Origin of the sequence: Camelimonas abortus, assembly GCF_042432745.1 — a bacterium.
Lineage (GTDB): Bacteria > Pseudomonadota > Alphaproteobacteria > Rhizobiales > Beijerinckiaceae > Camelimonas > Camelimonas abortus.
This window is the reverse complement of the sequence record NZ_JBHLWR010000006.1, coordinates 956,059-971,199: the sequence shown is the minus strand read 5'-3', so window position 1 is coordinate 971,199 and position 15,141 is coordinate 956,059. Positions and strand designations below refer to the sequence as shown.

The window sequence follows — 15,141 nt, the reverse complement described above, 5'->3', positions numbered from 1 at the left end:
CAAAATTATCCGTGATATATATTGTCAATAATTGTTAACGACACCTGCTGATGCGGCTGGCGGCCGGACTGGCGCCGGCGGCCGCCGCGCGCGCCGTCCGGCGCAAGAGGCCGTTTCGCGCGGCCGCGCGCCCCGGACCGCGCGGCAGGCCGAAGGCAGGAGCCGGACGCCTGCCGGCGAGCCTGGCCGCAGGGGCGCGACAGTGCGGGCGCACAACCGCGCCTGCGCCCTCCGGCGGCCGCGACGGGACCGCGACGCCATTCGCCCTGCCGGCGCCGCCCCAGCGCCCGTCGTCTGGCTCCCTTCGCCCGTCCCTCCCTCCGGCCGGGCGCGAGGGCGAGGCCCGGCGTCACGCGGGGCGCGGCGTGCGCGCCCGCCTTCGCCGGCCCCGCCGCCGGCGGACCCCGCCGCCCCGCCGCCGGCTGGCCCCGGAAAAGCCGGCGCGCGGATGGCGCTGGATCGCCTGCCTCGCCACGACTAGAATTGCGCGCCCCGCGCGGCGCGCGGAACCGCCGCAGGCGGCGGCTGGAGAGACGGCGGACATGCAGCGCATCACCATCACCATTGACGACGGTCTCCTTGCCGAGCTCGACCGCATGATTGCGCTGCGCAACTATCCGAACCGCTCGGAGGCGCTGCGCGACCTGGCCCGCGCCGGCCTGCGGGAGGCGGCGCTGCAGGCGGGCGCCGCCGGCCGCTGCTTCGGCGTGCTGAGCTATGTTTACGACCACGAGGCGCGCAATCTCTCCACGCGTCTGACGGCGATGCACCACCAGGCGCACGACCTCACCGTCTCCTCGCTGCACGTGCACATCGATTCCGGCCGCTGCCTCGAAGTCAGCATCCTGCGCGGCGACGCCGCAGCGCTGCGGACCTTCGCCGACGGGGTGATTTCGCAGAAATTTCTGGAACACGGCGCGCTGACCATCATCCCCGCGCGCCCGCACGCCGGCCGCCCTCATGGCCATGACCACAGCCACGATCATGCGCCGGCGCCGCGGGGGACCTCCGCCGCCCGCGACCGCTGACGCGGGGCCCGCGCTCCCGTCCCGCAGCCGCGCCTGCGCCCCCCTCCTCCGCAGCCCGAAGCGCCGCAGCGCGCCTCTCAGCGCGCCCCGGATTCCCGCGCCGGCCGGCGCCGCTTTCCGCTTGTCACGCAAGACAAGGCGAACAATAAATTTCTGGTGAAAACACGAAACAACTTCGGCGCGACGGGCAAGCCGGAGCAAATCAATGTCAGGTTGCGCGCGGGATCCTGTTCCGCTCACCGAATATGACAGGCAACTGTTCAGCCATGGCCTGCGCAAGTGGGTGCATGAAGGGCGTTTTCACTGGCTCCGGCGGGAGACGCGGGGACTTTCGGGCGCGGTGATCGAGCTTGGCTGCTTCAACGCCCGCTCGCTGCAATATCTGTCCTTCACGCCCACCCGGTATCTGGGGCTGGACGCCGGAACGGGCGGCGGGCTGGACGAGGCCATCGCCCGCTACCCGCAGCATGAGTTCCGCCGGTCGAGCGATCCGGCCGACGTCAGCGGACGCTGGGACGTGGCCCTGGCGCTCGAGACGCTGGAGCACCTGCCGCGCCCTGGCGCGCTGGAGGCCTATGTGGCGCGGCTGGCGGCCTGCGCGCCGCTGCTGCTGGCCACGGTTCCGGTTGAAACCGGGCCGCTGTTCGCGGCCAAGTTCCTCTACAAGAAGCATGTGTACGGGTTCCGGGCCGACCACAGCTTCCGGGACTTCGTCAACCAGACGCTGGGGCGCTGCGAGCGGGTTCCGCAGGACGGCCACCGCGGCTTTGATTACCGTGCGCTGGTCCGCCTGCTGTCGCAGTACTACCGCATCGTCCGCGTGGAGGGCGTCCGTCCCTGGCTGCCCCGGTTCCTGAACACCCAGATCGCCATCCGCGCCGAGTCACGACTGTTCGGCCGGACCAGCCGGAGCGAACCGCCTCCCGCCGGCGGACGGGGCGCATGAGCGGGCGGACGCGCCGCGGCCAGCCCGCGCGGCGCCGGAGGCGGAACTGGTCGCCGCCGCCGCGGCGCCGCGCCGCAGGCGGCGTCGGGAAGGCGAATCAGAAAACTGCGGCGCAGCCGGCGATCGTGGGCTAGTATCCCCGCCGGAAACGGCGGGCGTGGAGCCTTTTCCCGGCCCCCCGGCCGCCGCGACCGGTCTTCAGGCGGATGCATCCGTCACGCGGCCCCCGCCGCGCCTGTCAGGAGATCCCGAAAGGCGCGCCGCCGGACCGCGTGGCGAGGGTCCGCCGCGACTGCGACGGAGAACGGCCCATGGCCGACGCGCCCCGAAACTGGTTCGCCGAGGGCGGCGACGCCTACGCGCGCTTTCGCCCGGCCTGGCCCGACGGTATCGCCAGCTTTCTCGCGGACCTCGCGCCGGGCCGTCGCCTCGCCCTCGACGCGGGATGCGGCGGCGGCCAGCTCACATTGCTGCTGGGCGGACATTTTGAGCGGGTCATCGGCTGTGACCCCGCCGGCGAACAGATCGCCCACGCCCCCGCCCACCCCAACGTGCGCTACGTGGCCGCCCCGGCCGAGGCGCTGCCCGCGCCCGACGCCAGCGTCAGCCTGATCACCGCCGCCCAGGCGGCGCACTGGTTCGACCTGCCGCGGTTTTATGACGAGGTCCGGCGCGTCGCGGCGCCGGGCGCGCCGGTCGCCCTGCTCAGCTATGGCGTCGCCAGGCTCGGCGATCCGGACCTCGACGCGCGCTTCCGGCGTTTCTGTTACGGGGAGATGGGACCGTTCTGGCCGCCCGGGCGGCGGCTGGTCGAATCCGGTTACGCCGGCCTGCCCTTTCCCTTCCGCGAGCTGCAGCCGCCGCCATTCGAAATCACCGCCGAATGGCCGGCCGAGGCCTTTGTCGGCTACCTCTCCACCTGGTCGGCGGTGAAGCGCGCCGGCGCGCAGGGCGAAACGGCGCTCGCCCGCTTCGCCGCGGAGCTTGGCGCGCTGTGGGGAGATCCCGACCGGCCGCGCCGCATCGTCTGGCCGGTGCGCATGCGGCTCGGCGTGGTGGAGAAGGACGCCTGAAGCGGGTCCGCGTCAGGCGGAGCGCGCCCGCTCACCGCGATACCGCAGCCACAGCAGCAGAAACCCCAGCAGCGGCGTGATGATGTCGGTCCAGAAAATGGAGCCGGCGTTGCCGGGCGCGAAATTGTGGTCCGCCACCATCGACCGCACATGGCCGGCGGCGGCGCCCCACAGGAACAGCGCCGGCCCGAGGATGGCGGCGAGGCGCATGTCGAACCCGCGCCAGCAGGCCAGAAAGCCCACCGCGGCGAAGCCGAAGCTGGCGTAGCCCACCTCCAGCTGGAACGGGCTGTTGGCCCAGCCGATGAATTTCGCCGTCATCTCGCTGAAGGCGGCGTGCATCACCCCGTTGTAGAGAAACGTCAGGCCGACGCCGAAAAACAGGTACCAGAACAGCAGTTTTTCCGTCACGAGGCGGCGCGTGAGCGGTTTCGGCGCCCGCGCCATTCCGGCCAGGGCGACGGCGAGCGCGACCAGCAGAAAGGTGACGGTGAAATTCGACAGCGCCAGCACGACAAGCGTCTGCATGTTTTCCCCCCTGGCGCCCCCTGTGCGGCGCCGCAATGGCATGGCGGCGCGCCCGTCGCGCCCTGCCGGCGGCGCGCCTGTCGCGGCCTGCCGTCCACGCAGTCTGGCGCCGGCGCGCGCCGCCGTCACTGGTCATGGCGTCGCCGCGGCGCCGCGGGCGCGGCCGGTGAGCCGGTCAATGTGGGCGCAGGCTGCGACGACGCGGGCGAACAGCGCCGCCACGGCCGGCGTCGCCCCCGGCGGCGGCGACGGCCGCTCCGTCAGCCCGTCCTGCGCCTGTCGCGCCAGCGCCGCGAGCGCCGGCGCGTCTTCGGGGCGGACGGCACCCGGCGGGCAGGCGGCGATGGCGTCAAAGATCCGTTCGGCGGAATCAACGGCGGCCAGCCACGTCGCCGCCTCGGCGCTGGCCGGCGGCGGCTCCGCCAGGGCGGCGCCGAGACGGGCGCGGCAGTCGCAGATGGCGGCCCACGCCGCCGCCCGCGCCAGGGCCGGGTCCGGCCCCGTTCCGGCGAGGGCGCGCAGGCAGGCGGCCAGGGCGGCGCGCACCCGGTCAAACGCCGCCGCGTCCTGGCGCGAATGGCTGCGCGGCCACGGGAAATAGCCGACGAGCAGCACGATCGCGCCGCCGGCCAGCGTGTCGACGAAACGCTGGCCGGCGTAATCCGCCGACTGCGGGCCGGGAACGATGAGATCCACCAGCATCAGCACCAGCGGCGTCAGGAACACCGCCTGCAGGGCGTAGGAGCGCGCCATGGCCCAGGGCAGCGCCGCGGCCAGCAGGCCGATGACCGCGCCGAAGCCGGCGCCCCTGGGCGTAAGCCAGAGAAGGACGGCGCCGATGACCACGCCCGCCGACGTGCCGATGCAGCGCTGGATGGCCCGGGCGAACACCGAGCCGAGATCCGGCTTCATCACCAGGCCGACGGTGAGCGGAATCCAGAACCAGTGGCTGGCGTCGACGACCAGCCGGCAGGCGTAGGCGATGCCGAGGCAGAGACCCAGCGCCGCCGCCGACTGCAGGACGGCGGCGTCCGGCGCCGGCCAGGGTATGGGCCGCTGCGGCGCGTCCTGCGGCGCCGGCCAGCGGGCGTCGCCGGCGAGCTCCTCCAGCAGGCGGGCGAGATCGCGGCGGCCGCAGCGTCCGGCCATGACGGCGTCGGCGGCTTCCTCCAGCCGCTGCGCCTGCGGCGCCAGCGTGGCTGGCGCCGTTTCGGCGGTGATGCGGGCGAACAGGGCGTCGGCGTCGCGCAGCGCCCCGGCGCGGAGCATCCGGCCGTCCGGCGGGGCGCGCCAGGCGGCGCTGAGCTGCATCGCCACCGCGCGGCGCGCAGCGGCCGCGTCGCGCACGCCGCTGGCCCGCACGCGCGCCAGCGTCGCCAGCGCCTGCAGCAGCTGCGCCGCCGCGGCGCGCTGCTGCGCCCTGTCCCGCAGCAGCGCCTCCGCCGCCAGCAGCGCCAGGTGCCAGAACGCGCCGGCGAGATAGAGCGCGGCCGGCTGGAAATAGGGCGCGGGAACGGGCGCGCCGATGGCGATGGCCGCCACCAGCAGCGCCTGCAACATGCCGATGGAGAGCGCCGGCCCCATGGCGCTGACGACGCCGGCCAGCACGCCGGCCCCGGCCATGGCCAGCGCCACCCCCGCCGGCGGCAGCGCGTCGAGATATCCTGCGAAAAAGCCGAGCGCGCCGAGCGGCGCGGCGACGGCCAGCCGGCGCGCGCGGCTGCGATAGTCGCCGTCGCCTTCGCCGGTGACGCACATCAGCGCCCCCATGCCCAGCCACATGAAGGCGACGATGTCGCCGGACAGCGCGCCGGCGACGAACGGCGCGCCGACAGAGATGGCCGCCCGCACTGACGGCCCGGTGGGCCACACCGCCGGCCGCATGCCAAGCAGCGCCTTCGTCCATGCGTATCGCGCGCCTTGCGGCGCAACGGCGTCGGCCATGAGCCCCTCCCCCTGCTCCGCCGCGCCCCGCGCGCGGCCCAGACCCGTGTTCGCCAGGTTGCGACATCCGCCGGCCGTCTGCAATCGGGCGACGTCTGGCGGCGCCGGCCCCCGCCCGCTTCCGGCGGCCGCGGCGCCTGCGGCGGCCGCGGGGCCTTGCGCCGGCCGCGCCAGCGACATTCGCCGGAACCTTACGGCGTCTGCTGACGTTCCTGTAACGGACGACGGACATGACGGACGCCTGGACGGAAATACCGCCATCTCACGTCATTTCCGGCGACAGTTTTCATGAAAAAACCGGGAGTTTCGCGAATGGGGCGAAGTCTGTTGCTTTGGCTGATCGGCGTTCCCATTCCGGTCATCATCCTGATCTGGTTTTTAACCTGACGTGACGGCGGCGTGACCGCGTCATGTCTCCGGCTGGCGATGACGTCGCCGGCGACACCGACAGAAAGGACAGCACATGGACTGGAGCCGCGTGGAAGGAAACTGGAAACAGCTCAAGGGCAAGGTGAAGGAGCAGTGGGGCAGGCTCACTGACGACGACCTGGACGTCATTGAGGGCCGGCGCGACCAGCTCGAGGGCAAGATCCAGGAGCGCTATGGCCTGGAGAAGGACCGCGTGCGCGCGGACGTCGACAGCTGGTACGGATCGCAGCGCTGGTGAGGCGGCTGGCGGCGCGGCCCCGGGGCGTCTCCCGCCAGGCCCGCCGCACGCCGCAAACGCTGAAAGGAGCCCCAGGCCCGCGCCTGGGGTTTCTCCATGGCCGGCGCGCGGCGCCGGCCAGGCGGCGGCCGCAGCCGGAGCTGCGGCCGCGGGCGGTCACCCCTTGCCCAGCAGCGGGTCCGGGTTGAAGGTGGAAAGCGGCGAATCCTTCCGGCCCCAGGTCCGCTGCGCCACATGCACGTGGACGTCGCGGGCGCCGTTGGCCTTCAGGGCCCCGATGATGGCGGCGTCGCGGGCCGGATCGGGGTTGTGCACCCACAGCACCAGACCGCCGGAAGCCAGCTGCATCTCGACGTCGCGGGCGTGCCTGCGCCCCACCAGACGAGCCAGCAGCAGGCCGACGGCGCCGCCGGCGGCTACGCCGCCCGCCGCCACGGCGATCACCGGCGCCAGCGCCGCGCCCGCGGTGGCCGCCGCCGCGACGGCGCCGGCGCCGAGGGCGTAAACCGGCGCGGCCACGAGCGCGGAGACTCCCTCGCTGCGCTCCTCCGGCGCCTTGTAGGCCTCACGCGGGGTGTCGGGGCTGTCGGCCTGGGCCCCGGCGGACTGGGGCCCGCTTGCCGGGGGCGCGGTGAGCGCGCTCAGATCCTCGCGCGATACGCCGATCTTCAGCAGCGCGTCCACGGCCGCGTTCAGCTCACCCTCTCCGCCGAACAGCGCCACGACTTCGCGCTCTTCATAGCGCACCGCCACATCATCACTCTCAGACATGTTTACCTAGCTCCTGCGCCCCCCTCGCTCCGGCCTGGACGCCGGAGCTCCAGTCCAGGCGCCTCCGATCAGACGCGATGTCCTGCGCCGGCGGGCCGGCGCAGGATTCGGCTGGTTTTACCACCACCACCAGCCGGGGCCGCCCCAGCCGCCCCAGGTCGCATAGTCCCAGGCGTTGAGGCTGGCGATGTCGGCCGCCTGCTGCTCGAGCTGCGCCGCCATCAGCCGGTCCTGGGCGATGGATTTCTGCACGGCGAGGGCCTTGTATTGCTGGTAATTCTGCTCGCCGCCCACATAAATGCAGTTGCAGCCCTGCGGGTCCGCGTAGATGAACACCGGCTTGCCTTTGACGTGGCGCACGGTGAAGGCGTTGGGCGGCAGCGCGGCCAGCGCCTTCTGCTGTTTGGGCGTGTCGGCGGTCTTCATGGTGAAGCCGGCCGCCGACAGCATGTCGGTGGTGGAAGGCGGCGGAGTTGTCTGGCACGCAGCGAGCATGACCGCCGCGGCCGCCGCCGCCCCTGCGGCCAGCGTCATGCGGACGCCGCCGGCAAAACTTTTCGCCCCGTATGACCACGCCATGGTGTGCTCCTCCGCTGGATTGACCGCCGGGCCTGACCGCCCGGACCGCCCTGCGCCGCCGGCAGACGCCGGCGCGCCGACAGCAGACCACACCTGCCGCCGTCCGCCAATCATCTTGCCGCGGTTTATGCACCGCCTCCCGACCGGGAGGCGCGGCGAACGCAGGGCGCGGAACCGCGCCGCCGGTCGCCGGGCCGGCGCAGGTCGCCTGCGCGGGCTGTTTCCCGCGGCGCGGCCGCCGCGGCCTGCGCCCGCGGCAGTGAGCGCCCCGCCGCGCGTGTCCGGCGGCGCCCCGCCCGGCGCGGCTCAGCCGCGCTTCTTGCGGGCGCGCAGGTCGATGACGCCCGGCGCCTGGCGCGGATCGGCGCCGGGCGGAAACAGGCTGGTTTTCTGCACCTTTTGCGTGCTGGTTTTCGGCAGCTCGTCAAGGAACAGGATCCAGCCCGGCGGCTTGTAATAGGCCAGCCGCCCGTTGGTCCAGTCAAAGAGCTCCGTCGCCAGCGCCTCGCCCGCCCGTTCCGGATGACGCGGGCGGATGCAGGCGAACACCTCCTGCTCGCGCACCTCGCCCGGGGCGGCGATCACCGCCGCCTCCGCCACCTCCGGATGGGCGAGCAGCGTCGCCTCCACTTCGGCGGCGGCGATGTTTTCGCCGGAACGGCGGATGATGTTCCTGTTGCGGTCGACGAAATAGAGCATGCCGGTTTCGTCCTGGCGCACCACGTCGCCGGTGTGGAACCAGCCGCCGCGCCAGGCCTCGGCCGTGGCTTCAGGATTTTTCAGATATTCGCGGAACATGCCGAGGCGCGGGTTGTCGCCGCAGCGGCGCACCAGCAGCTGGCCCTCGCGCCCCGCCGGCACGTCATTGTCGTTTTCGTCAACAACGCGCGCCTCGAGGTCGATGCCCGGCCGGCCGAGCGGGCGGCCGATGGCGCGGGTGTGGATCATGCGCGGCTCGGTGTCGGCGATGAAGCCGCCGCCGGTCTCGGTCATGCCCCACAGCTCGACCAGCGGCGCGTTGAAGCGCCGTTCGCATTCCTCGTGGATCTCCGGCTCGACGCCCGCCCCCAGCATGAAGCGCAGGCCGTGCGCCCGCTCCTCCGGCGTCGGCGGCAGCTTGATCAGCATGCCCGGGATGACGCCGAGATAGTGGGCGATGGTGGCGTGGCTGTCGATGAGCTCGCGCCACCAGCTCTGCGGATGGAACCGGTCCGGCAGGATCACCGCCCCGCCAGTGGCCAGGGCCGCCATGAAGCTGAACACGCCGGCGTTGATGTGGAACAGCGGCAGCGGATTGTAGATGCGCTCGGCGCATTCCCGGTACCGGGCCATCCCGGTGGTGCTGCGGCACATGAGGCCGACGCCGAGGTAATATTCGTTGTCGGTGACGCAGCCCTTGGGCCGGCCGGTGGTGCCGGAGGTGTAATAGAGGCAGGTTTCCGTGTCGCGCCCCGGCGTCGTGGCGGCGGCGGGGGCGCGCGGCGGCGGAAACGGCTCCGGCGAGGTCACGTCGTGCAGCGCCGGCGGGCGTTCGCACAGGGCCAGCGCCCGCCGCGCCTGGTCCATGCGCTCCGGCAGCGCCACCAGCAGCGTCGCCTCCGAATGCTCCAGCAGGTAGCGCATTTCGTCCGGCCGGTAATCCGGATTGACCGGGGCGAGAGAGACGCCCAGCCGGTTGAGCGCCAGGAAATGCAGGAAATGCTCCGGCCTGTTCTCCAGCAGCACGGCGACGCGATGGCCGGGGCCGTAGCCTGCGGCGCGGTAACGGGCGGCGAGCCCGTCGACGGCGGCGCGCGCGCCGGCGTAGGTCCAGGTCCGCCCCTCCGGCAGATAGGCGCGGCCGGCCAGCGGGCCCACCACCAGAAAGTCATTGTCCGGGCAGATGGCGGCGACCTTCAGGAACATGTCGCTGACCGTGGCGGCGTCGCAGATGTCGTTCGGTATCCGGGTCATTCAGGCTCTCCGTCGAAGGCGGCGCGCCGGCGCGGCCGGCGGCGCGGCGGCTGGCCCGGACGCGGCGCCCCGCCGGCGCCCGGGCCCGGCCCGGCTCACTTGCGCAGCGCGGAATCGATAACGGGGCCAAAGCGTTCGTAAGATTCCCCGTTAAAGCGGATGAGCTGCAGCTGCTCGATCGGGTAATGGTCGTCCGGCGCGGTGTTGATGACGATGCCCGGCAGCAGCAGGCCCGGCCGGAAGTCGCGGAGGCTGGCCGCCTGGCGCATGATGTTCTCGCGCGAGAAGTCGTCGCCGCACTGGCGCAGCACCTGCTCCAGCGTCTGGGCGGAGACATAGGCGTAGACGGTGAGCGGGTCCTTCAGGTCCGCCTCCGGCAGGTATTTTCCGTAGAACGCCCGCCACTCGGCGAAGGCCGGATCGCTGGCCCATTCCGGGTCGTTGGGATCCTTGATGTAGGCGCTGGAGATGATGCCGACGGCGTTCTCCTTGCCGGCCGGCCCGATGACGGCGGCGATGGAGTTGGCGTTGGAGCCGAGATAGTGGGTTGGCTTCCAGCCCAGCTCCGCCACCTTGCGTATGGCCTGGGCGGCGAACTTGGGCGTGGTCATGTTCATGAAGGTGTCGGCGCCGGAGGCGCGCAGCTTCACGATCTGCGAGTCCACGGTTGGGTCGGTGGACTCATAGGGCGCCTCGGCCACGATCATGTCGACCCGCTCGCCGAGACCGTCGCGGAAGCCCTGACGCACGTCGCGCCCGAAATCGTCGTTCTGGTAGAGGATGCCGATCTTCGCGTCCGGTTTCGTCGCCTTGAGATGGGCGGCGAAGGCGCGCCCTTCGGTCTGGTAGCTGGGCTGCAGGCCCATGGCCCAGGGCCAGGTCCTGTGATCGCCGAACTTGGTGGCGCCGGAGGCGATGAACAGGTGCGGCGTCTTCCGCCCGTCCAGATAGCGCAGCGTGGCGGTGCTGGTGGGCGCGCCGAGCGAGCCGTACATCAGCAGCACGCCGTCCTGCTCCACCAGCTTGCGGGTCTGCTCCACCGTCTTTGGCGGGCTGTAGGCGTCGTCGTAGCTGAGAACGCGCACCTTGCGGCCGTTAACGCCGCCGCGGTCGTTGACCATGCGGAAATAGGCCTCGGCCGCCTTGCCCAGCACCGCGTAGACCGCCGCCGGGCCGCTGTAGGCGTTGACGTTGCCGATGAGAATTTCATCTGGCGCGTCGCGGCCCTGCCGGGCGCGGGCGAATTGCGGCAAGGCAGGCGCCATCGCGCCCGCGGCGAGGCCGAGCACGGCCGCCCTGCGGGTTACGCCGTCGTCGGACATGGCGTTTCCTCCTTCTGTCGTCTGTGGCGCAAGTTTCTGCGCCGCGCCGGTTTTCCGGTCATGACGGCGATTGTTGACCCTGTGCCCGGAAGCGGTCAATGGCCGCCGGCCGCAGCCCCGCCCTGCGCGCCCGCCCGCCTTTTGCCGCTTGCGCGGCGGCCGGTACTGGTGCGTACTTGGCCGCTGGCGGGCGCGCGGCCCGCGCCCGCGCGCAGCGGGCAGGACAAGGGGGGAGACCATGGAGACAAGCAGGACGACCGCCCGCGGCGTCGTCGCCGGCTATTGCGACGCGCGCTTCACGCCGGTGCTTGAGGCGTTCATCGACAATTTCGAGCGGCGCGACGAGGTGGGCGCCAGCGTCGCGATCCAGATCGGCGGCAGGACGGTGGTGGACCTGTGGGGCGGACGGATCGCGCCCGACGGCGCGCCGTGGACGCGCGACACGGTGACGGTGGTGTTCTCCTGCACCAAGGGCGCCTCGGCGCTGTGCGCCCACATGGCGGCGGACCGCGGCCTGCTCGATCTCGACGCGCCGGTGACGCGCTACTGGCCGGAATACGGCCAGGCCGGCAAGGAGGAGACGCTGGTCGCGATGATGCTCGACCATTCCGCCGGCGTGCCGCACTTCCGCGAGGAGCTGAAGCCCGGCGCCTATTATGACTACTGGGGCATGGTGGCGCTGCTGGAGAAGGAGGCGGCGTTCTGGCGCCCCGGCGAGCGCAACGGCTATCATGCGGTGAGCAGCGCCTGGACGGTGGGCGAGATGGTGCGCCGCTCCACCGGCCGGCGGCTGGGCGAATTCTTCCACGAGGAGGTGGCGGGGCCGCTGGGGCTGGACTTCTGGATCGGCCTGCCGGAGAGCGAGGAGCGCCGGGTGGCGCCGGTGCTGCCCTTCATCCCCGACGAAAACTCCCGCAACAGCCGCATCGTGAAGGCGGCCATGGCCGATCCGGGGGGCCCGTCAGCGCTGTTCCTGTTCAACAATGGCCACTTCAATCCCAACGCCCGCGAGGCGCGGGCGGCGGAGATCGGCTCGGCGACGGGGGTTGGCAACGCCCGCAGCCTGGCGGGGCTTTACGCGCCGCTGGCCAGTGGCGGCGCCGTCAACGGCGTGCGGCTGGTGGGGGCCGACACGCTGGCGCGCATGAGCCGCGTCTCGGTGGCGACGCATCTGGACGCAACCCTGGCCATTCCCACGCGCTTTTCGCTGGGTTTCATGAAATCCATGGACAACCGGCGGCTGGACAACGCCGCCGACTGCTCGGTAGTGCTGCCGGAGGAGGCGTTCGGCCATGTCGGGGCCGGCGGATCCATCGGCTTCGCCGATCCGCGCTCGCAGATGAGCTTCGGCTATGTGATGAACCGCATGGGCGCGGGCATCCTGCTCAACGAGCGCGGCCAGAGCCTGGTGGACGCCGCCTGCCGCGCGGTCGGCTATGCCTCCGACGCCAGCGGCTGCTGGCGCTGAGGCCGCCGGCCCGGCGCGCCCCGCCGGGCCGGAGCGCGGCCGGCCTCAGCCGTCGAGTGCGGCGAGAAAGGCGGCGAAAGCGGCGCGGGCGCCGCGGGTCATGGCCTGCTGCTCCGCCGGCGACAGGGCGTGGGCGTCCAGCCAGGCGGTGAAGCGCGGCCACAGGCGCGCCGTCGCGCCGTGCTCCAGAAAGGACAGCGGCGCGTCCGGCCAGGCGGACCGCACCGTCCGCGCCAGCATCAGCCCGCCGAGGCGCGAGCCCTCCAGCACATACAGCGCGCCGAGCCGGGCCGCCGGCCCCTCCAGCGCCGGGACGGGCGCCGGCGCAGGCATGGCCGCGCCCAGCGCCGCCAGATCCGCCCGCAGCGCGGGCGCCCGCCGGCGCTCCGGCCAGTCCGGCGGCGCGCCGGCGGCGGCGTCGAACAGCGCCTCGAACCCCGGCAGGACCCGCGCCTGCCACAGCAGGAAAGCGCGGTAGCCGTCGCGGGTGGAGAGGTCGTGGCGCGCCGCGCCCGCGTCCACGCGGGCGTGGTCGGCCGCGGTGGCCGCGCGCAGCAGGTGACGCAGGCTTTGCGGCCGCCCGGCCAGCAGGGTCATGGTTCCGTCAGTCATTGATCGCCGCCGTCAGCGTCGCCCGCACGCCGGGCCCGTTGTCCGTCCGTTCCAGCACGCCGCGCAGCCGCTGCGCCGTGCCGGCGATGAGCCGCCCGCCGAAGCCGCCGCCCTGCGGGGCGCCGCCGCCGGCGCCGCCCTCGCCGTGATCCGCCACGGTGAGGCGGAAGCGGTCGCCCACCCGCTCCAGCGTCACCTCCACCGGCCCCGGCGCGCCGCCATAGGCGTATTTGGAGGCGTTGATGACCAGCTCGGTCATCACCACTCCCACCTGCACGGCGCGCCCTGCGTCCACCAGCATGTCGGCGATCCGCGCCCGCAGCATGCCGGCCCACTCCGGCCCCAGCGCCGCGCGCAGGTCATCGAGCAGCTCGGTGAGATAGGCGCCCAGCTCGATGGCCTGCGACCGGTCGGCGCGATACAGCCGCCGGTGCAGCAGCCCCACGGCGGCGATGCGCGCCTGCGCCTCGGCCAGAATGTCGGCGACGGCGCCCTGCCCGGCCTCGCGCGCCTGAAAGCGCAGATAGGCGTTCACCATCTGCAGCGAATTCTGCACGCGGTGGTCCACCTCGCGCATCATCAGCTCCTGCTGGGCCAGCAGGGCGTTGCGCTCCTCCACCGTCTCGTGCAGCTCGCGGTTGAGCAGGCGCAGGCGGCGGTGAAAGCGGGCGTCGTCGATGCCCCTGGCCAGCCGGCGGGCGGCGTCCGCCGCCTCCGCCGTCCACGGGCGCGACAGGCCGCCCACCGATTCAGCCCAGGTGGCGAAGGAGCGGCGGGGGGTGAGCGGCAGGTCCGGGCTGGCGGCGTGGAAACTGGCGGGATCGCCGGCCCAGCGCACCTCCTCCACCTGCTCCACCCGCAACCAGATGAGCGCCCGCCCCTCGCGCGCCAGCGGCGCGGCCATGAGGCCGCTGGCCAGCTGCGGCCAGGCGCGGGCCGGCGGATAATGATCGCCGAGGCTGCGCATGGCCAGCGGCTCGCGCCGGGTCTGGCGCAGCGTCCACGCGGCCAGCGCCTGCAGCGCCGCGCCGCGCGGGCCGACGCCCCACAGCCGGACCCGCCCGCCGTCGACGAACACGAAGCCGTCGGCGTCAAAGGCGGCGCGCAGGCTCTCGCCCAGACCTTCCATCACCGCCGCCAGCGGCCGGTCGTCGTGAAAATGGCCGAGCAGGTCGTCCACCACGCCGCGCAGGCGCAGGCGCCGGGCGTAGGCCGCCTCGCTCTCCCGCGCGGCGAGCTGGCGGCCAAGGGCGTTGGCCACGGCCGTGGCCGCCGCCATGATCTCCCGCGGCGGATGGCGGGGCCCGGCGTGGTGGCAGGCGACCAGCCCCCACAGGGCGCCGTCGCGCACCACCGAAAAGGAGGCGGAGGCGCCCACGCCCATGTTGCGCAGATACTGCAGGTGCGCCGGCGACACCGAGCGCAGGCCGACGTCGCTGAGGTCGAGGCCGCTCCACCGGTCCGGACGCAGCGGCGCCGGAACATAGCCGACGTCGGCGATGAGGCGGGCGCGGTTGCGCACATAGAGCGCCCGCGCCTGGCGGGGAATGTCGCCGGCCGGGAAACGGTGGCCGAGAAAACCGCCCCAGCCCGGCGCATGCGCCTCGGCGATCACCTCGCCGGCGCCGTCGTCGAGAAAGCGGTAGGCCATCACCCGGTCGAAGCCGGTGATGTCGCGCGTCGCGGCGACGGCGCGCTGGCACAGGTCAGCAATGGAGGCCGCCGACTCAAAGCCGCGGGCGATCTGGTCCAGCTCCCACAGCAGCGCCATGGCCGTCTGGCGCGTGGCCGGGGCCGGCTCCAGCTCCACCAGGATCAGGGGGCCGTCGCGATGGGCGAGCGCGTCGAAGGCGCCTTGCGCGCCCCTGACCTGCCCGGCCAGCGCCACGCTTTTCACCCCCGCGGGCATGGCCGCCAGCTGCGCCGCCACGTCCTGGCCCAGCAGGCGCGACAGCGGCTGGCCAAACCAGTCCCGCGCCAGGCGGGCTTCAATGTCGCCGGCGCCGCCGGTGACGGTGAGATCGTCGGCGGAGGCCACCAGCAGCAGCCCGTGCGGCTGGATGGCCCCTGGCGTGTGGATGGGCTCCCGGTCGCAGCTGGTCAGATCCGGCGCAACGTGCATCTGTTTCCTTTCGCTGTCGCGCATGTTCGCGCGCGGCCGCGGAATCCGGCGCGCCACGCCCGGCCGCCGGCGACCGCCGCCCTGTATTACGCCAATATTCCGTAGAATTACGACGCGGATCGCCCCAC

13 protein-coding genes are annotated in these 15,141 nt (G+C 72.9%); 5 read left to right on the top strand and 8 right to left on the bottom strand.

Translation table 11 applies throughout. From position 1 onward, the window contains the following. Positions 1–542: 542 nt before the first annotated feature. The 3 genes from nikR (at position 543) to ACFFJB_RS06650 (ending at position 3,047) form a co-directional block, all read left to right on the top strand. Entirely contained in the window at positions 543–1,028 is a 486-nt protein-coding gene (gene nikR, locus ACFFJB_RS06660; RefSeq protein ID WP_376830475.1) for a nickel-responsive transcriptional regulator NikR, read from the top strand. 205 nt (positions 1,029–1,233) lie between these two features. Then, complete coding sequence (locus tag ACFFJB_RS06655) at positions 1,234–1,974, top strand: hypothetical protein (RefSeq protein WP_376830474.1); 741 nt, start codon at positions 1,234–1,236, stop codon at positions 1,972–1,974. A 311-nt stretch (positions 1,975–2,285) separates the two neighbouring features. Further along, positions 2,286–3,047, top strand: a complete 762-nt coding sequence (locus tag ACFFJB_RS06650; RefSeq protein ID WP_376830473.1) for a class I SAM-dependent methyltransferase — start codon at positions 2,286–2,288, stop codon at positions 3,045–3,047. A 12-nt stretch (positions 3,048–3,059) separates the two neighbouring features. Here ACFFJB_RS06650 and ACFFJB_RS06645 read toward each other — a convergent pair whose 3' ends face one another. Both ACFFJB_RS06645 and ACFFJB_RS06640 read right to left on the bottom strand, forming a co-directional pair. Further along, complete coding sequence (locus ACFFJB_RS06645) at positions 3,060–3,575, bottom strand: DUF6790 family protein (protein WP_376830472.1); 516 nt, start codon at positions 3,573–3,575, stop codon at positions 3,060–3,062. A gap of 132 nt (positions 3,576–3,707) precedes the next feature. Next, a complete protein-coding gene (locus ACFFJB_RS06640; RefSeq protein WP_376830471.1) occupies positions 3,708–5,519 on the bottom strand; it encodes an FUSC family protein in 1,812 nt (603 codons plus the stop codon). Between the two features lie 463 nt (positions 5,520–5,982). Between ACFFJB_RS06640 and ACFFJB_RS06635 the strand changes: the two genes are divergently transcribed. Then, the gene (locus ACFFJB_RS06635; RefSeq protein ID WP_376830470.1) at positions 5,983–6,186 is read left to right on the top strand and encodes a CsbD family protein; all 204 of its coding nucleotides are present in this window, start codon (positions 5,983–5,985) and stop codon (positions 6,184–6,186) included. Positions 6,187–6,342: 156 nt separating this feature from the next. Here the strand turns inward: ACFFJB_RS06635 and ACFFJB_RS06630 are convergent, their stop codons facing one another. The 4 genes from ACFFJB_RS06630 to ACFFJB_RS06615 all read right to left on the bottom strand — a co-directional run bounded on the left by ACFFJB_RS06630 (position 6,343) and on the right by ACFFJB_RS06615 (position 10,811). Next, positions 6,343–6,957: a hypothetical protein gene (locus ACFFJB_RS06630; protein ID WP_376830469.1), complete on the bottom strand. Its 615-nt coding sequence runs from the start codon at positions 6,955–6,957 to the stop codon at positions 6,343–6,345. Between the two features lie 117 nt (positions 6,958–7,074). Continuing rightward, positions 7,075–7,536 carry a hypothetical protein gene (locus ACFFJB_RS06625; protein WP_376830468.1) on the bottom strand — a complete coding sequence of 154 codons (462 nt, stop codon included), beginning with the start codon at positions 7,534–7,536 and terminating at the stop codon, positions 7,075–7,077. Between the two features lie 306 nt (positions 7,537–7,842). After that, on the bottom strand, positions 7,843–9,489 hold the full coding sequence (locus tag ACFFJB_RS06620) for an AMP-binding protein (protein ID WP_376830467.1): 1,647 nt from the start codon (positions 9,487–9,489) through the stop codon (positions 7,843–7,845). Positions 9,490–9,584: 95 nt separating this feature from the next. Then, positions 9,585–10,811, bottom strand: coding sequence for an ABC transporter substrate-binding protein (locus tag ACFFJB_RS06615; RefSeq protein ID WP_376830466.1), 1,227 nt, complete (start codon positions 10,809–10,811; stop codon positions 9,585–9,587). A gap of 238 nt (positions 10,812–11,049) precedes the next feature. Here ACFFJB_RS06615 and ACFFJB_RS06610 point away from each other — a divergent pair, with 238 nt between their 5' ends. Beyond that, on the top strand, positions 11,050–12,279 hold the full coding sequence (locus ACFFJB_RS06610) for a serine hydrolase domain-containing protein (RefSeq protein ID WP_376830465.1): 1,230 nt from the start codon (positions 11,050–11,052) through the stop codon (positions 12,277–12,279). A 45-nt stretch (positions 12,280–12,324) separates the two neighbouring features. Here the strand turns inward: ACFFJB_RS06610 and ACFFJB_RS06605 are convergent, their stop codons facing one another. Next, entirely contained in the window at positions 12,325–12,891 is a 567-nt protein-coding gene (locus ACFFJB_RS06605) for a biliverdin-producing heme oxygenase (RefSeq protein WP_376830464.1), read from the bottom strand. Then, the gene (locus ACFFJB_RS06600; RefSeq protein WP_376830463.1) at positions 12,884–15,013 is read right to left on the bottom strand and encodes a histidine kinase dimerization/phosphoacceptor domain -containing protein; all 2,130 of its coding nucleotides are present in this window, start codon (positions 15,011–15,013) and stop codon (positions 12,884–12,886) included. Before ACFFJB_RS06600 ends, ACFFJB_RS06605 begins: the two co-directional genes overlap by 8 nt. Between the last annotated feature and the right edge of the window lie 128 nt (positions 15,014–15,141).

Coding starts and splice junctions, on each gene's coding strand:
- nikR (WP_376830475.1), top strand. CDS start 543: ATGCAGCGCATCACCATCACCATTGACGACGGTCTCCTTGCCGAGCTC.
- ACFFJB_RS06655 (WP_376830474.1), top strand. CDS start 1,234: ATGTCAGGTTGCGCGCGGGATCCTGTTCCGCTCACCGAATATGACAGG.
- ACFFJB_RS06650 (WP_376830473.1), top strand. CDS start 2,286: ATGGCCGACGCGCCCCGAAACTGGTTCGCCGAGGGCGGCGACGCCTAC.
- ACFFJB_RS06645 (WP_376830472.1), bottom strand. CDS start 3,575: ATGCAGACGCTTGTCGTGCTGGCGCTGTCGAATTTCACCGTCACCTTT.
- ACFFJB_RS06640 (WP_376830471.1), bottom strand. CDS start 5,519: ATGGCCGACGCCGTTGCGCCGCAAGGCGCGCGATACGCATGGACGAAG.
- ACFFJB_RS06635 (WP_376830470.1), top strand. CDS start 5,983: ATGGACTGGAGCCGCGTGGAAGGAAACTGGAAACAGCTCAAGGGCAAG.
- ACFFJB_RS06630 (WP_376830469.1), bottom strand. CDS start 6,957: ATGTCTGAGAGTGATGATGTGGCGGTGCGCTATGAAGAGCGCGAAGTC.
- ACFFJB_RS06625 (WP_376830468.1), bottom strand. CDS start 7,536: ATGGCGTGGTCATACGGGGCGAAAAGTTTTGCCGGCGGCGTCCGCATG.
- ACFFJB_RS06620 (WP_376830467.1), bottom strand. CDS start 9,489: ATGACCCGGATACCGAACGACATCTGCGACGCCGCCACGGTCAGCGAC.
- ACFFJB_RS06615 (WP_376830466.1), bottom strand. CDS start 10,811: ATGTCCGACGACGGCGTAACCCGCAGGGCGGCCGTGCTCGGCCTCGCC.
- ACFFJB_RS06610 (WP_376830465.1), top strand. CDS start 11,050: ATGGAGACAAGCAGGACGACCGCCCGCGGCGTCGTCGCCGGCTATTGC.
- ACFFJB_RS06605 (WP_376830464.1), bottom strand. CDS start 12,891: ATGACTGACGGAACCATGACCCTGCTGGCCGGGCGGCCGCAAAGCCTG.
- ACFFJB_RS06600 (WP_376830463.1), bottom strand. CDS start 15,013: ATGCACGTTGCGCCGGATCTGACCAGCTGCGACCGGGAGCCCATCCAC.